Source organism: Agrococcus lahaulensis DSM 17612 (genome assembly GCF_000425105.1).
Classification (GTDB): domain Bacteria; phylum Actinomycetota; class Actinomycetes; order Actinomycetales; family Microbacteriaceae; genus Agrococcus; species Agrococcus lahaulensis.
This window is the reverse complement of sequence record NZ_KE384303.1, coordinates 57,716-84,097: the sequence shown is the minus strand read 5'-3', so window position 1 is coordinate 84,097 and position 26,382 is coordinate 57,716. Positions and strand designations below refer to the sequence as shown.

The 26,382-nt window shown below is 73.5% G+C and carries 22 protein-coding genes; 7 read left to right on the top strand and 15 right to left on the bottom strand.

Annotated features, from left to right (window positions below; translation table 11 throughout):
* Nucleotides 1-4 precede the first annotated feature (4 nt).
* The 6 genes from secA to mtrA form a co-directional block, all read right to left on the bottom strand.
* A complete protein-coding gene (gene secA / locus H508_RS15690; RefSeq protein ID WP_051223186.1) occupies nt 5-2,812 on the bottom strand; it encodes a preprotein translocase subunit SecA in 2,808 nt (935 codons plus the stop codon).
* A gap of 113 nt (nt 2,813-2,925) precedes the next feature.
* The gene (hpf, locus tag H508_RS0109785; protein WP_026373923.1) at nt 2,926-3,609 is read right to left on the bottom strand and encodes a ribosome hibernation-promoting factor, HPF/YfiA family; all 684 of its coding nucleotides are present in this window, start codon (nt 3,607-3,609) and stop codon (nt 2,926-2,928) included.
* A gap of 60 nt (nt 3,610-3,669) precedes the next feature.
* A complete protein-coding gene (locus H508_RS15685) occupies nt 3,670-4,344 on the bottom strand; it encodes a ComF family protein (protein ID WP_051223184.1) in 675 nt (224 codons plus the stop codon).
* Between the two features lie 61 nt (nt 4,345-4,405).
* On the bottom strand, nt 4,406-6,052 hold the full coding sequence (locus H508_RS0109775; protein ID WP_026373922.1) for an LpqB family beta-propeller domain-containing protein: 1,647 nt from the start codon (nt 6,050-6,052) through the stop codon (nt 4,406-4,408).
* Nucleotides 6,049-7,737 (bottom strand): MtrAB system histidine kinase MtrB, encoded by a 1,689-nt coding sequence (mtrB, locus tag H508_RS15680; protein ID WP_051223182.1) that lies wholly within the window; start codon nt 7,735-7,737, stop codon nt 6,049-6,051. The genes H508_RS0109775 and mtrB overlap by 4 nt, the downstream gene beginning before the upstream one ends.
* Nucleotides 7,738-7,740: 3 nt before the next feature.
* Nucleotides 7,741-8,427: an MtrAB system response regulator MtrA gene (gene mtrA / locus H508_RS0109765; RefSeq protein WP_026373921.1), complete on the bottom strand. Its 687-nt coding sequence runs from the start codon at nt 8,425-8,427 to the stop codon at nt 7,741-7,743.
* Nucleotides 8,428-8,675: 248 nt separating this feature from the next.
* Between mtrA and H508_RS0109760 the strand changes: the two genes are divergently transcribed.
* The 3 genes from H508_RS0109760 to H508_RS0109750 are packed head-to-tail and all read left to right on the top strand — an operon-like array spanning nt 8,676 to nt 11,662.
* Nucleotides 8,676-10,403 carry a carbon starvation CstA family protein gene (locus tag H508_RS0109760; RefSeq protein ID WP_026373920.1) on the top strand — a complete coding sequence of 576 codons (1,728 nt, stop codon included), beginning with the start codon at nt 8,676-8,678 and terminating at the stop codon, nt 10,401-10,403.
* Nucleotides 10,404-10,406: 3 nt separating this feature from the next.
* On the top strand, nt 10,407-10,700 hold the full coding sequence (locus H508_RS0109755) for a cory-CC-star protein (protein WP_051223180.1): 294 nt from the start codon (nt 10,407-10,409) through the stop codon (nt 10,698-10,700).
* Nucleotides 10,691-11,662, top strand: coding sequence for an ArsA family ATPase (locus tag H508_RS0109750; protein ID WP_026373918.1), 972 nt, complete (start codon nt 10,691-10,693; stop codon nt 11,660-11,662). Before H508_RS0109755 ends, H508_RS0109750 begins: the two co-directional genes overlap by 10 nt.
* 53 nt (nt 11,663-11,715) lie before the next feature.
* Here H508_RS0109750 and H508_RS0109745 read toward each other — a convergent pair whose 3' ends face one another.
* Nucleotides 11,716-13,515 (bottom strand): ABC-F family ATP-binding cassette domain-containing protein, encoded by a 1,800-nt coding sequence (locus H508_RS0109745; protein ID WP_026373917.1) that lies wholly within the window; start codon nt 13,513-13,515, stop codon nt 11,716-11,718.
* A 225-nt stretch (nt 13,516-13,740) separates the two neighbouring features.
* Nucleotides 13,741-14,673 carry a 4-(cytidine 5'-diphospho)-2-C-methyl-D-erythritol kinase gene (locus H508_RS0109740; RefSeq protein WP_051223178.1) on the bottom strand — a complete coding sequence of 311 codons (933 nt, stop codon included), beginning with the start codon at nt 14,671-14,673 and terminating at the stop codon, nt 13,741-13,743.
* A 66-nt stretch (nt 14,674-14,739) separates the two neighbouring features.
* Between H508_RS0109740 and H508_RS0109735 the strand changes: the two genes are divergently transcribed.
* A complete protein-coding gene (locus H508_RS0109735) occupies nt 14,740-15,132 on the top strand; it encodes an MmcQ/YjbR family DNA-binding protein (protein ID WP_026373915.1) in 393 nt (130 codons plus the stop codon).
* A 179-nt stretch (nt 15,133-15,311) separates the two neighbouring features.
* On the opposite strand, the gene rsmA is transcribed toward H508_RS0109735, so the two are convergent.
* Nucleotides 15,312-16,199 carry a 16S rRNA (adenine(1518)-N(6)/adenine(1519)-N(6))-dimethyltransferase RsmA gene (rsmA, locus tag H508_RS0109730; protein ID WP_245569500.1) on the bottom strand — a complete coding sequence of 296 codons (888 nt, stop codon included), beginning with the start codon at nt 16,197-16,199 and terminating at the stop codon, nt 15,312-15,314.
* Between the two features lie 108 nt (nt 16,200-16,307).
* On the opposite strand from rsmA, the gene H508_RS0109725 reads away from it, so the two are divergent.
* Entirely contained in the window at nt 16,308-17,279 is a 972-nt protein-coding gene (locus H508_RS0109725; protein WP_156906056.1) for a hypothetical protein, read from the top strand.
* 37 nt (nt 17,280-17,316) lie between these two features.
* Here H508_RS0109725 and H508_RS0109720 read toward each other — a convergent pair whose 3' ends face one another.
* Complete coding sequence (locus H508_RS0109720; protein WP_245569518.1) at nt 17,317-18,141, bottom strand: TatD family hydrolase; 825 nt, start codon at nt 18,139-18,141, stop codon at nt 17,317-17,319.
* A gap of 291 nt (nt 18,142-18,432) precedes the next feature.
* Between H508_RS0109720 and H508_RS15675 the strand changes: the two genes are divergently transcribed.
* Entirely contained in the window at nt 18,433-18,909 is a 477-nt protein-coding gene (locus tag H508_RS15675) for a hypothetical protein (RefSeq protein WP_156906055.1), read from the top strand.
* A 3-nt stretch (nt 18,910-18,912) separates the two neighbouring features.
* Here H508_RS15675 and H508_RS0109710 read toward each other — a convergent pair whose 3' ends face one another.
* The 3 genes from H508_RS0109710 to rsmI form a co-directional block, all read right to left on the bottom strand.
* Nucleotides 18,913-19,380 (bottom strand): SRPBCC domain-containing protein, encoded by a 468-nt coding sequence (locus H508_RS0109710; RefSeq protein ID WP_026373911.1) that lies wholly within the window; start codon nt 19,378-19,380, stop codon nt 18,913-18,915.
* Between the two features lie 182 nt (nt 19,381-19,562).
* On the bottom strand, nt 19,563-21,113 hold the full coding sequence (metG, locus tag H508_RS0109705) for a methionine--tRNA ligase (protein WP_026373910.1): 1,551 nt from the start codon (nt 21,111-21,113) through the stop codon (nt 19,563-19,565).
* 50 nt (nt 21,114-21,163) lie between these two features.
* Entirely contained in the window at nt 21,164-21,982 is an 819-nt protein-coding gene (gene rsmI / locus H508_RS0109700; RefSeq protein ID WP_026373909.1) for a 16S rRNA (cytidine(1402)-2'-O)-methyltransferase, read from the bottom strand.
* Nucleotides 21,983-22,194: 212 nt separating this feature from the next.
* Between rsmI and H508_RS15670 the strand changes: the two genes are divergently transcribed.
* The gene (locus H508_RS15670; RefSeq protein WP_051223175.1) at nt 22,195-23,928 is read left to right on the top strand and encodes a dolichyl-phosphate-mannose--protein mannosyltransferase; all 1,734 of its coding nucleotides are present in this window, start codon (nt 22,195-22,197) and stop codon (nt 23,926-23,928) included.
* Between the two features lie 119 nt (nt 23,929-24,047).
* On the opposite strand, the gene H508_RS0109685 is transcribed toward H508_RS15670, so the two are convergent.
* Nucleotides 24,048-25,814, bottom strand: coding sequence for a thioredoxin domain-containing protein (locus H508_RS0109685; RefSeq protein ID WP_026373908.1), 1,767 nt, complete (start codon nt 25,812-25,814; stop codon nt 24,048-24,050).
* Nucleotides 25,815-25,904: 90 nt separating this feature from the next.
* Entirely contained in the window at nt 25,905-26,324 is a 420-nt protein-coding gene (locus H508_RS0109680) for a DUF2695 domain-containing protein (protein ID WP_026373907.1), read from the bottom strand.
* Nucleotides 26,325-26,382 lie beyond the last annotated feature (58 nt).

Genomic DNA, 26,382 nt, shown 5'->3' with positions numbered 1-26,382 from the left:
CGCGTCAGTCGTTCGCGTCGTCCTGCGCCTGCCCGAAGGCGCCGACCTTCTTCGGCGCCGCCTTCGCCTGCTTGTCTGCCGCGCGCCGCTGCTGGCGGTTGCCGCCCTGCGCCTGCGCTTGCGCCTTCGCTGCGACGGCGGGGTTGCCGCTCTTGGCGCGCCCCTTCGCGGTCGCCGCGGTGAGCTCCTTGCCGCGCGAGTCGTGCACCGACGCCTCGCCGTCCTCGGCGGGCGCCGAGTAGGTGAGCGCCGCCGTGTCCTCCTCGGCCTCCTCGAGGCCGCCGCCCTCGATCGCGGGCGCCTCGGGGCTCGCGCCCTGGTGCACCTTCACCTCGAGGTTGAACAGGAACTGCACCGACTCCTCGCGGATCGCCGACATCATCTGCTGGTAGAGCGCGAAGCCCTCGTTCTGGTACTCGACGACCGGGTCGCGCTGCGCCATCGTGCGCAGCCCGATGCCCTCGCGCAGGTAGTCCATCTCGTAGAGGTGGTCGCGCCACTTGCGGTCGATGACCGAGAGCACGACCCGTCGCTCGAGCAGGCGCATCGCGGGCGAGCCGAGCGACTCCTCGCGGCGCTCGTACGCGAGCTTCGCGTCGGAGACGAGCTGCTCGTAGAGGAAGTCGGCGGTCAGCCGCGGCTGCGCCTCGGCGACGACCTCGTCGATCGTGATGCTGACGGGGTAGATGGTCTTCGCCTCGGTCCACAGCGCCTCGAGGTTCCACTCGTCGCTGTCGCCGCCGACCGCGTGCGCGTCGACGAGCTCGCGGATCGTGCCCTCGAGGAAGCCCTGCACCCGCTCCTGCAGGTCGTCGCCGTCGAGGATGTGGCGGCGGTCGGAGTAGATCGCCTCGCGCTGGCGGTTCATGACGTCGTCGTACTTGAGGACGTTCTTGCGCATCTCGGCGTTCCGCGCCTCGATCTGCGCCTGCGCGGAGCGGATGGTGCGGGAGAAGATCTTCGACTCGAGCGGGATCTCGTCCTCGTCGGCGTCGACCGCCATGAAGCGCTGCGCGACGGCGCCGCCGAACAGGCGCAGCAGGTCGTCCTGCATCGAGAGGTAGAAGCGGCTCTCGCCCGGGTCGCCCTGGCGGCCGGAGCGGCCGCGGAGCTGGTTGTCGATGCGGCGCGACTCGTGCCGCTCGGTGCCGAGCACGTAGAGGCCGCCGGCCTCGACGACCTGCTTCGCCTCCGCCTCGACGGCGGCCTTCACCTCGGCGAAGACCTCGTCCCAGCGCTCCTCGTACTCCTCCGGCGTCTCGGTGGGGCTCAGGCCCAGCTCCTGCATGCGCGTGACGGCGAGGTGCTCGGCGTTGCCGCCGAGCATGATGTCGGTGCCTCGACCGGCCATGTTCGTCGCGACCGTCACGGCGCCGAGGCGGCCGGCCTGGGCGACGATCGACGCCTCTCGCGCGTGGTTCTTCGCGTTGAGCACCTCGTGCTTGACGCCGGCCTTCGCGAGCAGCCCCGAGAGGTACTCGCTCTTCTCGACGCTCGTGGTGCCGACGAGCACGGGCTGGCCGGCCTCGTGGCGCTCGACGATGTCCTCGACGACGTGCTTGAACTTGCCCTCGACGGTCGAGTAGACGAGGTCGGGCTGGTCGATGCGCTGCACCGGCTTGTTCGTCGGAATGGGGACGACGCCGAGCTTGTACGTCGACATGAACTCGGCGGCCTCGGTCTCGGCGGTGCCGGTCATGCCCGAGAGCTTCGTGTAGAGGCGGAAGTAGTTCTGCAGGGTGATCGTCGCGACCGTCTGGTTCTCGGCCTTGATCTGCACCCCTTCCTTCGCCTCGATCGCCTGGTGGATGCCCTCGTTGAAGCGACGGCCCTGCATGATGCGGCCGGTGTGCTCGTCGACGATGAGCACCTCGCCGTTCATGACGACGTAGTCGGAGTCGCGCTTGAAGAGCGCCTTCGCCTTGAGGGCCGTGTTGAGGAACGAGATGAGCGGCGTGTTCGCCGACTCGTACAGGCTGTCGATGCCGAGCAGGTCCTCGACCCGCTCGATGCCCGGCTCGAGCACGCCGACCGTGCGCTTCTTCTCGTCGACCTCGTAGTCGACGTCGGGGCGCAGGCGCTTGGCGATGCGCGCGAACTCCGCGAACCAGCGGTTCGCCACGCCCGCGGCCGGGCCCGAGATGATGAGCGGGGTGCGGGCCTCGTCGATGAGGATCGAGTCGACCTCGTCGACGATCGCGAAGCCGTGGCCGCGCTGCACCATGGCCTCCTTCGAGTGGGCCATGTTGTCGCGCAGGTAGTCGAAGCCGAACTCGTTGTTCGTGCCGTAGGTGACGTCGGCGGCGTACTGCTCGCGGCGCACCTCGGGCGACTGGCCCGCGACGATGCAGCCGGTCGTCATGCCGAGCGCGCGGAAGACGCGGCCCATGAGCTCCGACTGGTAGCTCGCGAGGTAGTCGTTGACCGTGACGATGTGCACGCCCTCGCCCGTGATGGCGTTGAGGTAGGCCGCGATCGGGGCGACGAGCGTCTTGCCCTCACCGGTCTTCATCTCGGCGATGTTGCCGAGGTGGAGCGCGGCGGCGCCCATGACCTGCACGTCGTAGGGACGCATCCCGAGCGTGCGCTTCGCGGCCTCGCGCACGGCGGCGAAGGCCTCCGGCAGCATCGTCTCGAGCGCCTCGCCGTCGGCGTAGCGCTGGCGGAACTCGGCGGTCTCCTGCGCCAGCTCCTCGTCGGTGAGCTCCTCGAACGCGTCCTCGAGCTTGGCCACATCGGCGGCGATGCGCTCGAGGCGCCGCAGCAGCCGGCCTTCGCCGGCGCGCAGCATTTTCTCGAAGAAGTTGGCCACGAGGGATGCCTCCCGTGCGTTGGGGGAAAGGGACGGTCCTTGACCGACTGCCCATCGTAGCAACCGGCGCCCGGCGGCGCCCCTGCGATGCTCAGGGGCGCCGCGGGGTCGCGTCAGGATGCGGCAGCGGGCGCGCTCTCCTCGCTGGTCTCGGGCTCGGCGATGGATGCGTCGAGCGAGATGACGCCGTAGGACCAGCCCTTGCGGCGGTAGACGACGGCGCACTCGTCGGTGGCCTCGTCGACGAAGAGGTAGAAGGGGTGCCCGACGAGCTCCATCTGGTCGACCGCGTCGCTCACGCTCATCTTCTTGGCCGGGAACCGCTTCTTGCGGATCACGACCGGCGACCACTCCTGCTCCTGCTCGGGCTGCTGCTCGACGACCGGGATGGAGCCGGTCGCGACGGCCTCGACGATCTCGGGGTCGGCGGGCGTGATGGCGACCTGCTCGAAGCCGCTCACGACGGCCTCGCGGAGCGGCGTGCGGCGTCGGCCGCTGTGGTCGTGCCGCTTGTCGTGCACGCGGCGGGCGCGCTCCATGATGCGGTGGAACGCGGCGTCGAAGGCGATGTACTTGTCGGGGCCGTCGGACTCGGCGCGGATGATCGAGCCGGGCCCGTGCACGGTGATCTCGACCCGGCCGCCTGCGGCCGCGTGCGGGTCGGCGTGGCGCGAGAGCCGGACGTCGAGGGCGGTGGCTCGCGGCAGGAGCTGCGTGACCTTGGCGAGCTTCTCCTCCGCGTAGGCCCGGAACCTGTCGGTGATGTTCGCGCCCCTCGCGCCGAATGTGATCTCCATCGTTGCCTCCCATCAGGTACGGCGTCGGCGCCAGCGGCTGCGGGCCGACTTGCGTGGCGCTCACCATACCCCGCTCGTCCGAGCGTCCGCCGGGCGCGTCGGGAGACGTCGCGGAGTGCGTGCGACGGCCACGATCGCGACCGGTTCGCAGCCCGCGGCGCGCAGCGCCCGCACGCCCTCGCGCGCGGTCGCGCCGCTCGTGACGACGTCGTCGACCAGCACGGCGGCGGCGCCGGCGAGCCGCGCGCGATGGCGCCGGCCGAGCTCGAGCGAGCCCAGGGCCGCGATCGCCCGCTCGTCGGCCGAGCGCTCCTTCTGCGCACCGGGCGGCGCGCGACTCGCGACCCGCCGCAGCGGCGCCGCCCGCAGTCCAGCGCCCCGCAGCACGAGCTCGACGGGGTCGAAGCCGCGCCGCCGGAGCCCCTCGCGGCTCGATGGCACGCGCACGAGCTGCCCCGCGGGCGCCGCCGCGATCGCGAGCGCGAGCCCGGCGCCGAGCGCGCGCGCCGTCGCCCGGTCGCCGCGCTCCTTGCACGCGCCGACGAGCGCCCGCACCACTCCCTCGTAGCGCGCCGCGGCGACGAGCGGCACGCCGTCGAGCAGCTCACGCTCGCCGCCGGCGAGCAGCAGTCCCGCGCACGCCGGGCAGACGGCGAGGTCGAGCGCGCCGCAGCCGGCGCACTCGACCGGCCACAGCACGCTCGCCGCCTCCCGCAGTGCCTCGCGCATCCCCATGCCGGCACGGTGGCACGGCGATGCGCCGACCCGCTCGAGCGATCGGCCGAGCTGTGGAGGACTACTGCTGGGTCGCGACGAGCGCGACGGGACCGAGCCCGGGCACGGGGCTCCAGACGCTGCCCCGCAGCGCGAGCAGCGAGCCGTCGACGCCGAGCGCGCGGAGCGTCGACGCGCCCTCGCTGCCGCCGACGACGGCGCGCACCGGCTCGCCCGGAGCCGGCAGCTGCTCGGACGCGCCGCCGACCTCGAGCAGCACGATCTGCGACTGATCGCCGGCTGCGGCGAGCACCGCGACCTGGGTCGCGCTCGTCCAGGTGATGTCGCTCGCGGCGCCGTCGACGCGCGGGAGCGCATACGGCTCGCCGAGCGCGACCGGGCGGGCGCCGGCGTCGCGGATGACCGCCGCGACCCACACCTGGCTCACGCTCCCGTCGACCGTCGTGATCGCGAGCCGCGCGCCGTCGCGCGAGAGCTCGATCGCCGCGATGCGATCGGCGCCCGGCGGCAGCTGGAGCTCGGCGCGCTCGCCCTCGCGCCAGGCGAGCAACCGCTGCGGCGCCGCCGTCTCCTGCACGATCACCCACCCGCTGTCGTCGGTCGTCGCGGGGAGCGCGGCGTCGGCCGAGACCGCGACGGGGTCGGCGCCGGGCGCGAGCCAGAGCGCGGTCGTGCCGGTCGTCGCGACACCGCCCGCGGCGCCTACGGTGTAGTCCGTCGCACCGATCGAGGCGAGGGTCGGCCCGACGTCGTCGATGCCGGACTGGCCGCCTCCGATCGGCCGGAGCGTCGACCCGTCGAGCACGAGCGGGCGCTGGTCGACGTCGCCGTCGTCGAGGGGCGCGGCGTCGGCGCTCGAGGCGGCGAGCCCGCCGAGCCCGTCGATCTCGACGCGCACCTCGCGCACGCCGAGCGAGCGCAGCGAGAGCGCGAGCTGCGCGGCGAGCTGCTGGAGGCTCCCGCTGCCGCGCTGCTCGACCTGCGCGAAGTCGAGCGTCACGGTCGCGACGGAGCCCTCGACCACCGGCTCGCCCACGCGCCGCGCCTCGGGCGCGCCCGCGGTCGTGACGGCGGGGGAGATCCAGGTCGACGGGCCGTCGAGCAGCGCGTCGACCATCCGGCCCGCGAGGGTGGACGCGGTGCGCTCGAACCAGCGCACCTCGGGCACCGCGCGCGTGCCGTCCGGCGTCACCCACGCGAGCGCGTGCGAGCGGAAGAGCTGGGTGAAGTGGAAGGCGGAGAGGACGATGCCGTCGGGAGCCTGCGCGATCCTCCACTCCCCCGCGACCCGCAGCATCCGGAACTCGAGCATCCGCTCGCTGCCGACGAGCTCGAGCGCGCCGCCCTCGTCGAGCTCCGAGACGGCCGTCACGACCGCCGTCGCCGCCGTCTCGCCGCCGAGCGAGACCTCGGGCTGGCCGGAGCGCACGATGACGCCGGCCTCGGGGCGCCAGCGCTCCGCCTCACCCGAGACGAGGTACTCCCGCGCGATCGCGAAGTCGTCGTCGGGGGTGATCGCGGCGGCGAGGAAGCCGCGCACGATCTCCTCCTGCGTCGCTCCGACGCGGGGCGACTCGGCGATGAAGATGAGGTCGCTCGCCTGCTCCGCGTCGTCGACCCGGCCGGCGGTCACGGGCCCCGAGTCGGGGATCGCGACGCAGCCGGTGAGCACGAGCAGCGCGGCGAGGGCGGCGAGGACGCGCTTCATCGCTCGACCTCCTCGGTCGTCGTGCGCGTCGCGGGATCGACGAGCGCGATGGGGGCGCTCGCCGTGTCGTCGGCCGCGGCCTCCGCGGGCGGCGCCTCGCGCGGCGGCTCCTCGACGGGCGGCAGGTCGATGGGCGAGACGACGGCGCGGGCGCCGGCGCGCGGGAGCGTGAGCCGGAACGCGGTGCCCTCCCCGGGCCGCGACCACACGTCGATCCAGCCGCCGTGCAGCGCCGCGTCGTCGCGGCTGATCGAGAGCCCGAGGCCCGTGCCGCCCGTGCGGCGCTGGCGCGACGGGTCGGCGCGCCAGAAGCGGTCGAAGACGCGCGAGACCTCCTCCTCGGTCATCCCGACGCCGTGGTCGCGCACCGCGATGGCGGCCGCGTCGCTCGACGAGTCGACGGTCACGACGATCGGGCGCCCCTCGCCGTGGTCGATCGCGTTGCCGAGCAGGTTCTGCAGGATCCGCCGGATGCGGCGCGGGTCGACCTCCGCCTCGAAGTGCCCGCCGGGAGCGACGAGCCGCAGCTCGCTGCCGTGCTCGGCCGCGAGCGGCTCGAGCGCCGCGATCTCGCCCTCCGCGAGCCGCACGAGGTTGGTCGGCTCGATCTCGAGCTGCGCGGCGCCCGCGTCGAAGCGGCTGAGCTCGAGCAGGTCGGCGAGCAGGCGCTCGAAGCGCTCGATCTGCGTGTGCAGCAGCTCGACCGTGCGGCCGGCGACGGGGTCGAACGCCTCGCGCCGATCGTGCAGCACGTCGCCCGCGAGCTTGATGGTCGTGAGCGGCGTGCGCAGCTCGTGCGAGACGTCGCTCACGAAGCGCTGCTGCACGGTCGAGAGGGTCGCGAGCTCGTTGATCTGCACCTCGATCGAGTCGGCCATGTCGTTGAACGAGCGACCGAGCGTCGCGACCTCGTCGTCGCCGCGCACCGGGATGCGCACGTCGAGCTCGCCGGCGGCGATGCGCGCCGCCGAGTCGGCCGCCTGCTGCACGGGCCCGACGACCATGCGAGCGACGAACCACGTGATGAGGCCGATGAGCGCGATGAGGGCGAGGCCGCCGAGCACCATCGTGAGCTGCATGAAGCCGAGCGTCGCCTGCGTCGACTGCAGGCTCGTCTGGAGGTAGAGCTCGTAGCGGCCAGCGAGCGGCACGTCGACGGTCGTGCCGACCATGATCGCGGGCTCCGAGCCGCCGCCCTGCTCGAGCCGCACCGACTGGTAGTAGGGCGCGGTGTCGGATGCGCTGGCGACGGCCGCGCGAAGCTCGGACGAGAGCAGGTCGGTGTCGAAGGCCTGCGATTGCACGTCGTTCATCTGCAGGAGCGTCTCGCCCTGCCGGTCGGTGCGGAGCATGGCGTACTCGGTCGACGTGCGGCTCGCGATGAGCCCCGTGACGGCATCGAGCGCGCGGTCCTGCAGCGCATCCACCTCGCCGCTCGTGAGCGTCGCGGTGACCGCCTCGTCGAAGATCTGCTGCATCTCGCCCGAGGCGCGCACCGCCTCGACGAGCGCCTCGTCGCGGCGCGTCTCGAAGAGGTTCTGGCCGACCGAGAGCGACATGTAGCCGAAGACGCCGACGAGCGCGAGGGTCGAGAGCGCCATGCTCGCCGCGACGACGCGCCACTGCAGCGAGCGCCGCAGCACGCGCGTCGCCGTCTCCCAGATCGGGCGGCGTCGCGCGGCCATGGCCTAGCCGGTGGGGGCGCCGGCGCGGTAGCCGACCCCGCGGACGGTCGTGACGACCACCGGGTTGTCGACGTCGCGCTCGACCTTGGAGCGCAGCCGCTGCACGTGCACGTTCACGAGGCGCGTGTCGGCCTTGTAGTGGTAGCCCCACACCTGCTCGAGCAGCATCTCGCGCGAGAAGACCTGGTTGGGCTTCTGCGCGAGCGTGACGAGCAGCTCGAACTCGAGCGGCGTGAGGGCGATCGCCTCGCCTCCGCGCGTGACGCGGTGGCCCTCGACGTCGATCTCGAGGTCGGCGACCTTGAGCACGCCGCCGTCCTCCTGGCGCGGGGCGCGCAGCCGCGTGCGCACGCGCGCGACGAGCTCCTTGGGGTTGAAGGGCTTCACGACGTAGTCGTCGGCCCCCGACTCGAGGCCGAGCACGACGTCGGTCGGGTCGCCCTTCGCGGTGAGCATGATGATCGGCACGCCGGACTCCTCGCGCATCTCGGTGCAGATCTGGATGCCGTCCTTGCCCGGGAGCATGAGGTCGAGGAGCACGAGGTCGGGACGGACGTCGCGGAACCGGTCGAGCGCATCCGAGCCGTCGGCGCAGTGCTCGAGCCGGTAGCCCTCGGCCTCGAGCACGATGCCGATCATCTCGGCGAGCGCGAGGTCGTCGTCGACGACGAGGATCGTCTGCTCAGCCATCGAGCGCTCCCCTCCACCGCCGCGGGACGGCGCGGCTCCCGTCAGGGTAGCCGAGTCGGCCTCGAGGATGGTCGGGGCGCCCCGGCAGTCGAGCGTCTCGCGCGGGCAGGCCAGGTCGAGCGCCGTCGCAATCTCGCGCGTGGTGCAAGTCATCCCAGGTGCCTCGGAGGTGCCGCTAGGGTCGAGGAGAGCGGGCATCGCCCGCCCGCATCCAGTGCAACGGCGCACGCAACGGAAGGGAAGAGCCCATGGGTTCGTTGGTCCTCATGCTCATCGGTCTGGCGATGTTCGCAGCCGGCTACCTCGTCTACTCCAAGTACCTGGGCAAGCGGGTGTTCCGGCTCAGCAGCGCGTTCAGGACCCCGGCGCACGAGCTGGGCGACGGCGTCGACTACGTGCCCACGAACAAGTTCATCCTCTGGGGCCACCACTTCACGTCGGTCGCGGGCGCGGCCCCGATCGTCGGACCGGCCATCGCGGTCATCTGGGGCTGGCTGCCGGCGTTCCTGTGGGTCACGATCGGCACGGTCTTCTTCGCCGGCATGCACGACCTCGGCACGCTGTGGGCGTCGCTGCGCAACAAGGGCAAGTCGATCGGCGCGCTCTCGGGCCGCTACATCGGCAAGCGCGGCGCCAACCTCTTCCTCGTCGTCATCTTCCTCCTGCTGCTGATGGTGATCGCCGCGTTCGCCGTCGTCATCAAGAACCTCCTCATCAGCACGCCGACGGCCGTCATCCCGACGTGGGGCGCGATCATCGTCGCCCTCCTCGTCGGAGTCGCGGTCTACCGGATGCGGTGGCCGCTCATCCCCGTCACGATCGTCGGCGTCGTGGCGCTGTACGCGCTCATCGTGCTCGGCGACAGCGTGCCGGTCGTGCTGCCCGAGAGCTTCCTCGGCATGACGCCCGCGACGTTCTGGATCCTCGCCCTGTTCGTCTACGGCGCGATCGCGTCGCTGCTGCCGGTGTGGGTGCTGCTGCAGCCGCGCGACTACATCAACGGCGTCCAGCTCTTCGTCGGGCTCATCCTGCTGTTCGGCTCGGTGCTCATCGCGACGCTGTTCGGCGCCGTGAAGCCCGAGATCGTCGCGCCCATGTTCAACACCGACCTGCCGCCGGGCACGCCGAGCCTCGTGCCGCTGCTGTTCGTCACGATCGCGTGCGGCGCGATCTCCGGCTTCCACGGCATGGTGTCCTCCGGCACGACCTCGAAGCAGATCGACAAGGAGACCGACGCCCGCTTCGTCGGCTACTTCGGCGCGGTCGGCGAGGGCCTGCTCTCGCTCGGCACGATCCTCGCGGTCATCGGCGGCATCCAGTCGGCCGGCGCATGGCGCGAGATCTACAGCGAGTTCGGCGCCGGCGGTGTCAACGCGTTCGTGCAGGGCGGCGGGGCGCTGCTCGAGAACGGGCTCGGCCTGCCCGCGTCGCTGAGCGCGACGGTGCTCGCGACCATGGCCGTGCTGTTCGCGGCCACGACCATGGACACCGGCATGCGACTGCTGCGCTTCATCGTGCAGGAGATCGGCCAGACCCTGAAGGTGCGCATCACCAAGGTGCCCGCGACCCTCGTCGTCGTGGTCGTCGGCCTCGGCCTGACGTTCTCGCAAGGGCTCGGCGGCGAGGGCGGCCTGCGCATCTGGCCGCTGTTCGGCACGACGAACCAGCTGCTCGCGTCCCTCTCGCTCTCGATCATCGCGGTCATGCTCATCCGCAAGCGGCGCAACCCGCTGCCGGCGATCATCCCGCTCGTGCTCGTGTTCGTGCTGTCGTTCTGGGCCGCGCTCGAGCAGCTCGTCGGCTTCACCGCTCCCGACAACGCCGACTGGCTGCTGTTCGCGATCGACGTCGTCATCATCATCGCGAGCGTCTGGGTCGCCATCGAGGCGGTGCTCGCGATGCGCCGCGCGGTCAAGGGGCCGCCGGAGGACGAGGACGAGGACGCCTCGCTCGCGACCGAGCGCGAGTCCGTCTGACGCGTGCCCTCGCACGAGCGCGCCCAGCGCCGGGAGCAGGTCTCCCGGCGCTGGGCCGCGCTGCGCGCGGGTCTGCACGAGTTCTACGTCGGCCCGTACCGCCAGACGCTGCTGCGGGAGCAGCGCGACGAGGACGACCTCTTCATGGTCGTCGTGCTGGGCGAGGCGCTCGGGGTGCCCGATCCCGCCGCGTACTACTCGGCCGAGCTGCTGCCCGCGGTGTGGCAGGACTTCCACGCCTGGCACCGCCGCATCGGCATCCCCGACTCGCCGCTGGACCACATCGCATGCTGCTGACCATCGCGCGCTCGCGCCGCATCCTGTTCGTCGGCGGCAAGGGCGGAGTCGGGAAGACCTCAGTCGCCGCCGCGCTCGCGCTCGCCCGGGCGCGCGATGGCGCGCGCGTGCTGCTCGTCTCGACCGACCCCGCCCACAACCTCGGTCACGTGTGGCGCGAGGCGCTCGGGGATGCGCCCACCCGCGTGCTCACAGCCGGCCGCGGCCTGGTCGACGCGGTCGAGATCGACCCGCAGAAGACGATCGAGCGCCACTTCGCCTCCGTCGCCGACACGATGCGGCACCTCCTGCCCGAGCGCCTGCACGCCTCCGCGAGCGCACACCTCGACCGGGCGCGCACGGCGCCGGGCAGCCACGAGTCCGCGGTGCTCGAGCGCATCGCCGAGCTCGTCGCGACGGGCCTCGAGACGCACGACCTCATCGTCTTCGACACCGCGCCGTCGGGGCACACGCTGCGGCTGCTCGCGCTGCCCGAGCAGCTCACGGGCTGGACGGAGACGCTGCTGGCCAATCGCGACCGCTCCGACCGCTTCGCGGCCGCCGCGCGCAGCGTCGTCGGCACGCGCGACGAGCAGCCCTCGGCTGACGCGCAGCTCCGCCGCACCCTCATCGCGCGCAGGGATCGCTTCGCGCTGCTGCGCTCCGCCATCACCGACCCGGCGCGGACCGCGTTCGTCGTCGTCGCGATCGCCGAGCGGCTGCCGGTCGCCGAGTCGATCGACGTCGTGCGGCAGCTGCGCGAGCTCGGCGTCGCTCCCGCCGCAGTCGTGGTGAACCGCCGCTCCCCTGCCGATGCCGGGCCGCTGCTCGCCGAGCGGCGCTCGCAGGAGGAGCAGCACCTCGCCGTCCTGCGCGACGCGACGGACGACATCCCGATCGCGCAGGTGCCGCTGCTGCCCGGCGATCTCGCCGGCGCGGAGGCGCTCGGCGCGCTCGCCGATCGCCTCGCGGCCGCCGCCTGACCCGCGCTCCCTCACACCGCCCGCAGAGTGCCGCCACTCTGCGCGCGGGCGGGTCAGGACTCGAGCGCCTCGTGCGCCTCGAGCCACTGCTCCTCGAGCTGCTCGATGCGCTCGTCGACGGCGGCGAGCTCCGCCTGCAGCGCGGCGAGCGCGTCGAAGTCGGTGTGGTCGGCGCTCTCGAAGCGCTGCAGCACCCGCTCGCGGTCGCTCGTCGCCTTCGCGAGCCGCCGGTCGAGGCTCGCGGCCTCCTTCTCCATCGCGCGCCGCTCGGCGCCCGAGAGGCCCGGGGCATCGGTCGCGTCGGCGCCCGCGGGCGCGGCGGCCGCCTGCGCCCCCGACCGCCCGACCGAGGCCTTCCCCGATCGCTCGAGGTACGCATCCACCCCGCCCGGCACGTGCTCGAGGCGCCCGTCGATGACCGCGTACTGGTGGTCGGTGACGCGCTCGATGAGGTAGCGGTCGTGGCTCACGACGATGAGGCAGCCGGCCCACGAGTCGAGCACGTCCTCCATCGCCGCGAGCATGTCGGTGTCGAGGTCGTTCGTCGGCTCGTCGAGGATGAGCACGTTCGGCTCGTCGAGCAGGATGAGCAGCAGCTGCAGGCGGCGCCGCTGGCCGCCAGACAGATCCTTCACGAGCGTCGAGAGCTCTCCCGAGCGGAAGCCGAGCCGCTCGAGCAGCTGGCCGGGGCTCAGCTCCTTGCCGCCGGAGACGTAGCTCGACTTCAACCGCCCGACGACGGTGCGCACGGGCTCGTCCTCGTGCTCCTTCAGCTCCTCGAGCTCCTGCGTGAGCTCGGCGATCTTCACGGTCTTGCCGGTCTTCACGCGGCCCGAGGTGGGGCGGATGCGTCCGGCGATGAGGGCGAGGAGGGTCGACTTCCCTGCGCCGTTGCGGCCGAGCACGCCCGCGCGCTCGCCGGGGGCGATGCGCCACGTGACGTCGTCGAGGATCCGCTTGCCGCCGAGCTCGACCGAGGCGCCCTCGATGTCGACGACGTCCTTCCCGAGCCGGGTCGCGGCGAGCTGGGCGAGCTGGATCGGGTCGCGCACCGGCGGCTCGTCCTCGATGAGCTGCGTCGCGGCCTCGATGCGGAACTTCGGCTTCGACGTGCGGGCGGGCGCGCCGCGGCGCAGCCACGCGAGCTCCTTCTTCATGAGGTTCTGCCGCTTCGCCTCGCTCGCGGCGGCCATCCGGTCGCGCTCGACGCGCTGCAGCACGTAGGCGGCGTAGCCGCCCTCGAACGGCTCCACGACATGGTCGTGCACCTCCCACGTGCCGGTGCACACCGCATCCAGGAACCACCGGTCGTGCGTGACGGCGACGAACGCGCCGCGGCCGGTCGCGAAGCGCGCGTTCAAGTGGTCGGCGAGCCACGCGATGCCCTGCACGTCGAGGTGGTTGGTGGGCTCGTCGAGGAAGAGCACATCCCAGTCGCCGGCGAGCAGCTGAGCGAGGGCGACGCGGCGGCGCTGGCCGCCCGAGAGGTCGCCGATGCGCGCGTGCCAGTCGAGGTCGCCGACGAGGCCCGCGATGAGGTCGCGGATGCGCGCGTCGCCCGCCCACTCGTGCTCGGGCCGATCGCCGACGACCGCCTGCGCGATCGTGCCGTCGGGGTCGAGCGTGTCGCGCTGGTCGAGCACGCCGACCTGCAGGCCGCCGCGGCGGGTGACGCGGCCGCTCGACGGCTCGAGGCTGCCCGCGAGCACGCGCAGCAGCGTCGACTTGCCGTCGCCGTTGCGGCCGACGATGCCGATGCGGTCGCCGTCCTCGAGCCCGAGGGAGATCGACTCGAACACGGTGCGGGTCGGGAACGCGACGCCGACGCGCTCGGCGCCCAGGAGATGTGCCATATCGCCTCCATCATCCCGCACGTCGCCCATCGGCGCGGCGCGAGCCACCGCGCAAGCGCGCCGACCGCATCCGCCGCCCCACGCGCCGACCGGGGGCGCTGCGCCTGAGCGGGGCCGGCACGCCGCACCCGGTCGGGCGCAACCGCCCCGGTCGGCGAAGCGCGGCGATGCGCGGGGCTGCGCGACGGGCTGGCGGCCAGGCGCGCGAGGGCGGATGCGTCGGCGTCAGTCGATGAGGCGGGCGCCGGGCACGGGGCCGGTCACCTTGAGCGCGAGCACCTGCGACGCCGACAGCGTCACCTGCAGCTCGATCGCCGACTCGAGGCTGTCGCACAGGAACGCGATCGTCGGTCCGGAGCCCGAGACGATGCCAGCGAGCGCACCGGAGCGCTCGCCGAGCTCGAGCGTGCCGGCGAGGCGCGGCATGAGGCGCAGCGCAGGCGCCTGCAGGTCGTTCTGCAGCACCTCGGCGAGCATCGACGCGTCGCCCGCCCGCAGCGCCTGCAGCACCCGCGCATCCACGGTCGGCACGTCGTGCGCGGGCGCGATGTCGGCCGCGTGCAGCGCCCGGTGCTCGTCGAGCGCGCGGTAGACGTCGGGCGTCGAGAGGCCCGCGTCGGCGAGCGCGAGCACCCAGTGGAACTGGCCGCGCGCGAGCGCGGGCGTGAGCTGGTCGCCGCGGCCCGTGCCGACCGCGGTGCCGCCGGCGAGCGCGAACGGCACGTCGGCGCCGAGCTCGCGCGCGATCTCGACGAGCGCGTCGCGACCGAGGTGCAGGTCCCACAGCTCGTCGCACGCGACGAGCGTCGCGGCCGCGTCGGCGCTGCCGCCGCCCATGCCGCCCGCGATCGGCACGTGCTTCTCGATCGAGAGCGCGACGCCGCCCGAGACTCGGCCGCGGCGCGCGAGCGCCATCGCCGCGCGGATCGCGAGGTTGTCGGCCCCGGTCGAGAGCTGGTCGTGCGGGATGGGGCCGGAGAAGCGCACCGAGAAGTCGCTCGCCTCGCTCGCCTCGACGATCTCGTAGAGGCTCACCGCCTGGTAGGCGGTCGCGACATCGTGGTAGCCGTCGTCCTGGATCGCGCCCACGCCGAGGTGCACGTTGATCTTGCCGGGCGCCTTCGCCCGCACCGTGCTCCTGCTCACCACGCGTTCCAACCTAGTGCGCTCGCGGGGGCGCTTCCTGCGCGCCCGCGGGAGCCGCGACAGCGTTACCCTCACGGCATGGCGCACCCGCGCATGTTCGACGACGATGACCCGGTCCTCGCGCGGCTCCGGGCGATCGCGCTCGCGCTGCCGAGCGCGCAGGAGAAGGTCTCGCACGGCCGGCCCGCGTTCTTCACGCGCAAGGTCTTCGCCTACTTCGGCGGCTCGACGCGCGAGGAGTACGCCGCAGGGCTCGACCCGCCGCGCGTGTCAGTGCTGCTCGAGCCCGAGGAGCGGCTCGCGATGCTCGCCGAGGGCGGCGCGGTCGAGCCGGCCTACCTCGGGCCGTACGGATGGGTCGCAGTCGACCTCGAGGACGCCGACTGGACGCGCGTGGCCGAGCTCATCGACGCCTCGTTCCGCGTCACGGCGCCGAAGCGCCTCGTCGCAGAGCTCGACTCCCGCGGCTGACGCGCACGGCGCGCCGCCTCGCCGCGTCGACCGCAGCCGACCCGCCTCGCAGGTATAGGGCGAGCCGCTCGAATGGAGCGCGCTTTCGAGCGCTTCGCCCTATACCTGCCGCCCGAGACTCCGGAGCACGACGGAGGAGCCCCGCACCACCTGATGCCGACGCGGATGCGCGCCGCGATTCAGCGCGCGGGCCCCGCCTCGGCGATCCGGATGAAGTCGTCGAGCGCGAGCGCCTCGCCACGCAGCGTCGGCTCGACGCCCGCGCGCTCGAGCACCTCGGTCGCGGCGGCCGCCGAGCCGAAGACGCCCGCGAGCGCTTGCCGCAGCATCTTCCGCCGCTGCCCGAACGCGCCGTCGATCACGGCGAACGTCGCGCGCCGCAGCTCCTCCGAGCCGCGCGCGGGCCCCCGTCGGAAGCCGACGAGCACGCTGTCGACGTTCGGCACCGGCCAGAAGATCTGCCGCGAGACCTCGCCCTCGAGCGCCCACGGCCCCCACCACGCGACCTTCGCCGACGGCGAGCCGTAGGTCTTCGAGCCGGGCTTCGCCGCGAGCCGGTGGCCGACCTCGGCCTGCACCATCACGAGCGCACGCTCGATCGTCGGGAACCGCTCGAGCAGGTGGATGAGCACGGGCACCGAGACGTTGTAGGGCAGGTTCGCGACGATCGCCTCGGGCGCGAACGGCAGCGACTCGATCGTGAGCGCGTCGTGGTGCACGACCTCGAGCCGCGCATCCGGCTGCTTCCGGCCGACGGTCTCGGGCAGCAGCTCCGCGAGCCGCGGGTCGATCTCCACCGCCGCGACCCTCGCGCCCGCCTCGGTGAGGCCGAGCGTCAGCGAGCCGAGGCCCGGGCCGACCTCCACGACGTCGCGACCCGCGACATCCGCCGTCCGCACGATGCGGCGCACGGTGTTCGCGTCGACCACGAAGTTCTGCCCCCACCGCTTCGTCGGCGTCAGGTCGAGCCGCGCGGCGAGCGAGCGGATCTCCGCAGCCCCGAGCAGTGCGTCCGCGCTCCCCTGACCGGTTGCGCTCGACTGCCCAGGCGTCTCCTCCGTGCTCACGCGTCGAGCCTATGCCGAGGAGCGCGAGTGCCATCGCCGAGCCGCATGCGGCAGGATGCGAAGCAGAGACGCGCGACACGACGCGCGTCGCGGCCGAGGGAGACCGCCATGGCAAGCAAGGCAGAGTTCCGGATGCGTCGGAGCGCGCGAGCGCGCACGCTCGCGGCCGTCGCGCTCACCGGGGCGGCGGCGCTGCTCGCCGCATGCAGCGGCGGCACGCCGGGGCAGTCGGCCGCCCCGAGCGCGCCGACCGGCGGCTCCGTCGACGCCGGCGCCGCTCCGGTCGCGATCGAGCCGGAGCTGCTCGCGAACGATGCGCTCTTCGAGCGCGTCTCCGCCGACGGCGTCGCGGTGCTGTGGTCGGAGCCCGGCGAGTCGCTCGCGGTCGTCATCGGCGGCTCGGGCGGCGGGGGCGGCTGCATCCCGCAGCCGAACCCGGCAGAGCTCGACGGCGAAGCCGTCACGATCGCGTTCGACCCGCCCGACCCGGCGATGATGTGCACGGCCGACTTCGCCCTCCACGGCTGGACGCTCGGCCTCCCCGAGCCCGTCGACGCCACGGCGCCGCTCGACGTGCAGCTGACCGATCTGCAGGGCGAGGGCGAGACGCGGGAGGTGCGCGTCTCCCCCGACGACGTGCTCACCGCGCCGGCCGACCCGCAGCCGTCGCTCATCGACGACGCCCCGGGCGCGACCGCGCCGACGCCCATCCCGGCCGAGCAGCTGCCGCCGCTCGACACGGTCATCCCGCCCGGCACGCTCCCGCAGGTCGCCGTCCAGTGGCTCGAGCCGGGCGCATCCCTCGCCGTCATGACGGTCGGCTCGATGGTCGCGCCCGACTGCAACGCGACGCCGATCGGCGCGACCGTGACGGGCCCCGGCTCGATCGAGGTCGCCTTCGCGCAGCCCGAGGGCGACATGGACTGCCCCGCCGACGGCGGTCTCTACGGCTGGGAGTTCCCGCTGCCCGAGCAGGTCCCCGCCGCGCTCGGCGTCGAGGTGACGGTCACCGGGGCGTCGCACGACGGCCGGGAAGCCGTCATCGCGCTCGCGCCGGAGGATGTGCTCGAGCTGCCGTGACGGCCGCTCGGTCGCACCTGTCCTAGGCCCCGCTGTCCTAAGCCCAGCTGCCGTAGGCGCGCAGCGTGTTCTCGGCCGTCTCGGCCGCGAGCTCGTCGGCGTCGACGCCGAGCCGCTCGGCCATCGACCGCACGGTGAGCGGCGTCAGGTAGGGGCTGTTGGGCCGCCCGCGGAACGGCGCGGGAGTGAGGAACGGCGCATCCGTCTCGACGAGGATGCGGCTCCGGTCGGCGACCTCGAGCGCCGCGTGCAGGTTCTTCGCGTTCGAGAAGGTCACGGTGCCGGCGAACGAGAGGTACCAGCCGTGCTCGGCGGCGGTGCGCGCGAGGTCGGCGTCGCCCGAGAAGCAGTGGAAGACGGTCGTCTCGGGCGCCCCGACCCGCAGGAGCGTCTCGACGACCGCGTCGTGCGCGTCGCGGTCGTGGATCTGCAGCGCGATGCCGTGCCGCTTCGCGATCTCGATGTGCGCCTCGAACGACTCGTGCTGCGCGCGGCGACCGTCCTCCCCGGTGCGGAAGAAGTCGAGGCCCGTCTCGCCGACCGCTCGCACGCGCGGCTCGGCCGCGAGCCGGTCGATCACGGCGAGCGCCTCGTCGAGCGTGCCGGCCTCTGCGTAGCCGGGCGCCTCGTTCGGGTGGATCGCGACCGCCGCGAGCACGCGCGGGTCCTGCCGCGCGAGCGCCGCCGACCACTCCGACGACTCGACGTCGCCACCCACCTGGATGACGCCCGCGACCCCGGCCCGGCCCGCCGCATCCAGCGCCTTCCAGTAGGGGAAGTCGTCGCCGTCCTTGATCTCGAGGTGGGTGTGGTTGTCGTAGATCGGCACGCCGAGCGGCTCGGGCACGTCGGGCCGCGTCATGTCGCGCTTGCCGTCGTCGTGCCGCGCGCGGATGTACTCCCCGCCGGGCAGCACCGTCTCGCCGGGCGTCTCCGGCACGTCGAGCGGGACGGTTCCGTCGTGATCGGCAGGCATGCTCCCAGCCTACGAGGGCGGGAGCAGAGCGAATGCTTGGGTGGCGTCCAGGCCCTGTAGGGGCGCGGTTGCCACCGTGGACATGCCCGACGACATCCCAGGAGGTCCCGCGGCATGCGCCTTCGACTCGCACTGCCCGTCACGATCGCAGCGAGCCTCGCCACCGCGGGGTGCGCGATGAGCGGCCAGGGAGCCGCGAGCGAGAGCCCCGTCGGCTACGCCGAGCGGTCGGATGCGTCGTCCCCGTCGAGCGCGCAGGGCGCGTCGGCGGTCGTCGCCGAGGCGGTCGAGGCGGTGCGGAGGGCGCCGCCCGGAGCGCTCAACGCCGGTGAGCCGGGACTGCCGCAGCAGAGCGGCGCATCGGTCGACGACGTGCTCCGGCTCGGCGCGGTCGCCGTCTGGATCGACGAGCCGAGCCTGTTCGCCGTCTCGGTGCCCGCGGCGCAGGACTGCTGGCCGAGCGCCGGGGAGCCCGTCGCGAGCGGCGAGTCGTCCCTCGTCGTCGCGTTCCTGCAGGACGACGCGTGCCCGACGCCGACCGCGGTGCGCACCTACCGGCTCGAGGTGCCGGTCGAGGTCGACGCCGACGACGGGATCGACCTCGCCGTCGTCGGCCTCGACGAGGAGTTCGCGCTGCGGCTCCCCGCCTCGTAGCGGTCAGCGGGCGAGCTGCGCGAGCAGCTCGTCGAGGCGCTCGAAGCTCTCGTCCATCCCGCCGTCGAGGCCCGACTCGACCATCGCGTCGCACGCCGCCCTCGAGGCGAAGGTCGAGGTGATCTCGAGCGCGCAGCGGCCGCCCGGCAGCTCGCGGAAGTCGAGCACCTCGAGCGTCGGGTGCCCGGGCTCCTGCTGGAGCTCCCACGTGTGCACGATCCGGCCCTCGACGACCTCGTGGTACGAGCCCCAGAATCGCCAATCGCCGCCGGCCTCCACCCTGTAGTCGAAGCGGCCGCCGGTGTGGGGCTCGAAGCGGTCGATGCGCAGGCGGGATCCGCGCGGGCCCATCCATTGCGCGAAGAGCTCCGCGGTCGTGTGCGCCCGCTGCACCTGCTCAGGGCTCGCGTCGAACTCCCGCCGGTGCGCGATCGACTGCTCGCCGACGCGCTCGTGGGTCGTCTCCGCCATGGCCAGACCCTACGCCCCTGCGCGCTCGTCCCGCTCCACCCGCTCGTCGAGTAGGCGGCGCAGCCGCCGTCCCACCCGCTCGTCGAGTAGGCGGCGCAGCCGCCGTATCGAGACGGGTGGGACATGGTCTCGATGCGCCGCCTCCGGCGGCTCCTCGACCAGCGGGGGGCGGCGGGGGCTGCCTACGCCGCGGGCGCCGCCTGCTCGATCCGCGGGAACAGCGGCGGCACCGTCGTCACGCGGCCCGTGCCGCGCCACTCGTGCGCCTGCCGGATGGGCTGCTCGAGCACCTCGCCCTCGCCGCCGACCGCCGCCCACAGCGCCTGCGCGCTCGCGGGCATGATCGGGGCGAGCAGGATCGCGGCCGCGCCGATGCCGTGCACGTTCGAGGCGAGCACCTGCGCGAGCCGGTCGCGCTGCGCCTCGTCCTTCGCGAGCACCCAGGGCGCCTGCTCGGTGATGTAGCCGTTGAGCCGCTCGACGATCGACATCGCCGCGTCGACCGCCTGGTCGATCGCGAAGCGGTCGATCGCGCTGTCGGCGCGACCCACCGCATCCGTCACGAGGTCTCGGATCTCGTCGTCCGGCGCGACGTCGGGCACGACGCCGTCGCAGTACTTGTGCACCATCGCGATGACGCGCGAGGCGAGGTTGCCGAGGCCGTTGGCGAGCTCGGAGTGGTAGCGGGCGTCGAGGTCCTCCCACGAGAAGGACCCGTCGGAGCCGAACGCGATCGCCGACGAGAAGTAGTAGCGGAAGGCGTCGACGCCGAAGACGTCGGTGATCTGCCGCGGCTCGATGCCGGTCGCCTTCGACTTCGACATCTTCTCGCCGCCGACCAGCAGCCAGCCGTGGCCGAAGACGTGCTCCGAGATCGGCAGGCCCGCGGCCATCTGCATCGCGGGCCAGATGACGGCGTGGAACCGCGCGATGTCCTTGCCGACGATGTGCACGGCCGGCCAGCGGCGCGCGAAGAGCTCGTCGTCGACGCCGTAGCCGTTCGCGGTGATGTAGTTGAGCAGCGCCTCGAACCACACGTAGACGACGTGGCTCTCGTCCCACGGCACCTTGATGCCCCAGTCGAAGGTGTTGCGGCTGATCGAGAGATCCGTGAGGCCCTGCTTGACGAACTGCCGCACCTCGTTGCGCACGTGCTCGGGCTGCACGTAGTCGGGGCGCTCGTCGTAGAGCGCGAGCAGCCGGTCGCCGAACTCGCTCAGCTTGAAGAAGTAGTTCGCCTCGCGCACGACCTCGATCGGGCGGGAGTGGATGGCGCACACGAGCTGGCCCTCGAACTCGCCCGTGCCCGGCACCAGGTCGTTCGCGGTCTTGTACTCCTCGCACCCGACGCAGTACTGCCCCTCGAACTCGCCGTGGTAGATGTAGCCGGCGTCCTTGAGGCGCTCGAGGAAGATGCGCACGCCCGCCTTGTGGCGCTCCTCGGTCGTGCGGATGAAGTCGTCGTTCGCGATGTTGAGCAGCTCGAGCTGCGGCTTCCAGGCGGTCTCGACGAGCCGGTCCGTCCACTCCTGCGGGCTCACGCCGTTCGCGGCCGCGGTGCGCATGATCTTCTGCCCGTGCTCGTCGGTGCCCGTGAGCATCCACGTGTCGTCGCCGCGCATGCGGTGCCAGCGGGCGAGGACGTCGGTGGCGACCTCGTTGTAGGCGTGGCCGATGTGGGGCACGTCGTTGACGTAGTAGATCGGCGTCGTCACCGTGAAGCGCTCAGACATGGGCTCAAGTCTAGGAGCCGCCGGCTCCTCCGGCCGCCGGTCGCCGGGGCTCAGGCGGGCGGATTCGTCAGCGCGGCCTGGTAGAGCGCGTTCCGCGGGTGCCCGGTCGCCTCCGCGACCTCGGCCGCGGCGTCCTTGAGGCGCATCCCGCCCTCCTTGAGCCGCAGCACCTGCTCGACGGCGGCGTCGAGGTCGGCGAGCACGGGCGCTGCGCCCTCGACGACGATGACGATCTCGCCCTTGACGCCCGCGCGCGCCCAGTCGAGCAGCTCGGCGGCCGTGCCGCGGCGCACCTCCTCGAAGCGCTTCGTGAGCTCGCGCGCGACGGCGATGCGTCGGCCGGGCATCTCGCGGTCGATCGCCTCGATCGACTCGGCGAGCCGGTGCGGCGCCTCGAAGAGCACGACGGTGCGCTCCTCGCGGGCGATCGCGGCGAGCATGCGGTCGCGCTCCCCCGCCTTGCGCGGCAGGAAGCCGTCGAACGCGAAGCGGTCGGTCGGCAGGCCCGAGAGCGCGAGCGCCGTGAGCACGGCGGAAGGGCCCGGCAGGCACGTCACCTCGACGCCCGCGGCGACGGCCGCCTGCACGAGCCGGAAGCCGGGGTCGCTCACGGTGGGCATGCCGGCGTCGGTGAGCACGAGCACGTCGCTCTCGCGAGCCCGGTCGACGAGCGCGGGCGAGGCCGCCTCCTCGTTGTGCTCGTGCAGGGCGACGAGCTGCGGCTGCGCCTCGATGCCGAGCGCGCGGAGCAGCTGGCGGGCCGTGCGGGTGTCCTCCGCGGCGATGACCGGCGCCGAGGCGAGCGCCTCGCGGAGCCGCCCGCTCGCATCGCCGAGGTTGCCGATGGGCGTCGCCCCGAGGATGATCACCCGGCCAGGCTAGCCCGCGGCGCCGCCGCACCGACCTTTCCGGTCGCTGAGCCGGTCCGCGCCCGCAGGGCGCAGACCGAGTCGAAGCGCACGCGGCAGCCGATCGGCTTCGACACGCTCAGCGCGCTCGCGCGCGCGGAGCGGCTCAGCCGGCGGAGGGGCGGACGCGCGGAGCGGCTCAGCCGACGAGGAGCGATGCGACAATCGGGCGTGTGACCCTGCCCCGCACTGCCGACGACGCCGACGGCGTCGACGACCGCGACGACGCGGTGGTCGAGTCGGCACCCGCCGAGCCGAGCGACGAGGCGGCAGCCGAGTCGGCTCGCGCGCGCCGATCCGGCCGCGCGCGCGGGCGCCTCACCTCCGCGTACACCGCCGTCGAGCGGCGCCTGCACGAGCCGCGCATCCGCCGCCGCATCGAGGTCGGCGCACCGGTCGCCATCCTCGCGCTCGCCGCGATCGTGCGGCTCGCGAACCTCGGCCACCCTGGCGTGCTCGTCTTCGACGAGACCTACTACGTCAAGGAGGGCTGGTCGACGTGGCAGCTCGGCTACGAGGGCGAGTGGGTCGAGGGCAGCGACGAGCGCTTCGAGGCCGGCGACCCCGGTGGCCTCACCGACGAGCCCGACTACGTCGTGCACCCGCCGCTCGGGAAGTGGATCATCGGCATGGCGATGGCCGTGTTCGGCGTGGCCGACCCGTTCTGGTGGCGGCTGCCGAGCGCGCTCGCCGGCATCGCGGTCGTCGGCCTGACGTACGCGGTCGCGCGCGGCCTGCTGCGGTCGGTCGCGTTCGCGAGCCTCGCGGGCTTCCTCATGGCGATCGACGGGCTCGCGATCGTCATGAGCCGCACGGCGCTGCTCGACGGGGTGCTCGCGATGTTCGTGCTCGCCGGGGCGGGCGCGCTGCTCATCGACCGGCGCGGCTCGCCCGCGCGCACCGTGCGCGCCCTCGCCGACCGGCCTCGGCGCATCCTCGCCGCCTTCTGGAACCGGCCGTGGATCATCGTCGCGGGCGTGCTGCTCGGCGCCGCGTGCGCGACGAAGTGGTCGGGCGCCGCGTTCCTCGCCGCGTTCGGCCTGTGGACCGTGCTGATGGACGTGCTCGATCGGCGCCGCGCGGGCTATCGCTCCGCGTGGCTCGGCACGCTGCTCTCGCAAGCGCCCGCGAGCTTCGTGCTGCTGTGCGGGCCGGCGCTCGTCGTCTACGTCGCGAGCTACGCCGGCTGGTTCGACGGCGGCTGGGGCTCGCAGCTCATGCTCGAGCGCGCCGACCTGCGCTGGGGCGGCCTGCTCGCGTGGGTGCCGCTCGGCCTGCAGTCGCTGTGGCAGTACCACGTGCAGCAGTTCGGCTTCCACGTCGGGCTCACGAACGACCACAGCTACCAGTCGCCGGCCTTCGAGTGGTTCTACCTGGGCCGCCCGACGGGCTTCGAGATGGTCTCGGGCTCGGAGGGCACGTGGTGGGTGACGGCGCTGCCCAACCTGCTCATCTGGTACGGCTCCGTGGTGGCGCTCGGCGTGCTGCTGTTCCACTTCGGCCGCTCGCTCGACCGCCGCGCGGGCTTCCTGCTCGTCGCCGTCGCGGCCGGCTACGTGCCGTGGCTGCTCGTGCCCGAGCGCACGATCTTCTTCTTCTACGCGATCGTGATGCTGCCGTTCATGGTGATCGGCCTCGCCTTCGCGCTGCAGCTGCTCGTCGGGCCGGCGAGGCTGAGGGCGGATGCGTCGACCCGGCTCGAGACCGACGTCGCCGCCGCCGTCCCGTCGCCCGCCGACGTCGACGACGGCGCCGAGCGGCGCGCGGCGGGCTGGTCGGTCATCGCCGTGGTCGTCGTGGTCGCCATCGCGGTCTCGCTGTGGTTCATGCCCGTCTGGTACGGCATCCAGCTCGAGTCGGACCTCATCCGGCTGCGCTACTGGCCGCCGATGTGGCCGGGCCGCTGACAAACCCGCTTCATTCGTTCTGCAGGTGATCCGGGTCTGCGGAGAGAGCATTCCCCTCGAGCAGCCCGGATCGCCTGCAGAACGAGCGCCGAGCGGGTGGATAGCGCCTCGGCGGCCGGTCAGTAGCGCTCGGGGAGCTCGCAGACGAAGGCCTCGCAGCGGTAGGCGCCGGGAGCGGTCTTGCCCTCGAAGAGCGAGAAGCCCGCTGCCGCGAGCTCTGCCGCCTGCGCGGGCGATGCGATGACCGCGCCCGGCTCGCGCCGGTGCTCGATCGGCGGGTCGCCGATGAGCACGGTCGTGCGCGGCGGCTCGGCGAGCAGCGCGGCGACGCGCAGCGTCGCGGCGCCCGCGAGCGGGTTCCGCATCGCGAGGCTCGCGTCGAGCACGCGCTGCGCCTGCTCCAGGTGGGCGGCGTCGCCTGTGAGGGCGTAGAGCTGCTGCAGCGCGCCCGCTAGCGCGGAGCGCCCCGAGGGCGCGTCGCCGTCGGAGTCGGGACCGCGCTCCAGGGCCGGGCCCTGCGCGGTGGGCGCCGCGGGGTCGGGCGCTGCCGCGAGGAGCGCGCGCGCCGCGATCGCCCAGCGGGCTTCGCCGGTCGCGGCGGTGAGCGCGAGCAGCCCCGAGGCAAGGCAGCCGGCGTCGGCGGCCGTCGCCGCGGCGCTCGAGGGGCGGTCCTCGAGGCTCGCGTGCACGAGCGCGGCGGGGTCGGCGGCGTGGTGCTCGAGCAGGAACTCGGCGGCGCCCCGGGCGAGCGCGAGCGCGCGCTCGTCGGCGTCGCGGAGCGCTCGGATCGCGAGCGCCTCGATCGCGAGCCCGTTCGCGGCGGTGACGACGAGCCGGTCGAGCGGTGGCCGCTCGACGCCCGGCGCGTCCGGATCGGCGGCGAGGTGCCAGCCGCCCTCGACGCGCTCGCCGTCGACGGTCGACTCGGCGTCCTCGGCGATCGCGAACGCGCCGCCCGGCAGTCGTAGCACGTCGCCGAGGAAGCCGACGGTGCCGGCGGCGACGGTCTCGCGGCCGAGCAGCGTCGCGGCGTGCAGCAGCTGCGCGTTGTCGACGAGCATCCGCTCGAAGTGCGGCACCGTCCAGTCGCGCTGCGTCGCGTAGCGGAAGAAGCCGCCGTCGCGGCCGCGCAGGCTCGAGTAGCCGCCTGCCGCGACCACCTCGTCGTCGCCGGCGGCCGCATCGAGCAGCCGCTCGGCGAGGCCCGACGCGAGCGCGGCCGTGCGCGGCTCCGCGAGCGCGACGATGAGGCCCGGCTGCGGGAACTTCTGCCCCTCGCCGAGGCCGCCGTGCCACGTGTCCTCGACCGACTCGACCGAGGCGATCGCCGCGCGCGCCTCCACGGCGGTCGGCGCGTCGCCGCCGCTCCCCCGCGCTGCGTCGCGCAGCGCCTCCTGCACGCGCGCCGCGGTCGCGAGGACCGCATCCGACTGCTCCCGGTACGCCTGCCCGATCGCGGTGAGCAGCTCGCCGAACCCCGGCACGCCCTGCCGGCTCGTGGGCGGGAAGTAGGTGCCGGCGAAGAACGGCAGCCCGTCGGGCGTGAGGAAGACGCTCAGCGGCCAGCCGAGGTTGCGGGTGAAGGCGCTCGCGGCGCTCATGAGCGCGTCGTCGACGTCGGGCCGCTCCTCCCGGTCGACCTTGATGGCGACGAAGCCCTCGCGCAGCCGCTGCCCGATCTCGGGATCGGCGAAGGACTCGCGCGCCATGACGTGGCACCAGTGGCACGTCGCGTAGCCGACCGACGCGAACACCGGCACGCCGCGCTCGCGCGCCTCGGCGAAGGCCTCCTCGCCCCACTCGCGCCAGTCGACCGGGTTGTCGGCGTGCAGCCGCAAGTACTCGCTCGTCGCGTGCGCGAGCCGGTTGTCGACGGGTCGCTCCATGCGCGGGACGCTACTCCGCGAGGCTGGGCGCCGCGTGCTCGCTCGGCCCGCGCGAGCACGGCGGCCCGCGCGAGCACGGCGCCACGCGGCTCACCACCGACCGCGCCGGATCATCCGGTGCCAGTTGCGGCACGGCTGCGTCGACCCGCGCCGCACGCCGAGGCACGGCGGCATCGACTCGGGCGGCTCGGCCTCGAGCACGATCGTGCTGCCGTCGACCTCGATCTCGCGGCTCGTCGACCACAGGTGCCACGCGGGCTGCATCGCGTTGACGAGCACCTCGCAGTCGCAGTAGCCGCCGGCCGACTCGAGCCGCGCGAGCAGCGCCGTCGCGCGAGGCGCGACGAGGTCGCGGTAGCGCTCGGCGAAGCGCAGGTCGCCGTCGCAGCCGCCGGCCTCGAGCGCGCGGTCGAGGTAGCAGGCGATGCACTCGCCGGGCTGCGGCACCGCCCACTCCTCGAGCAAGCCGTGCAGGTAGGACTCCGCCTCGTCGGCGATCGATGGCTCCATGCCGCGCAGGGTCGCAGGATCCGCGCCGGGCGCGTGCGACGCATCCGCCCGCCTGTGG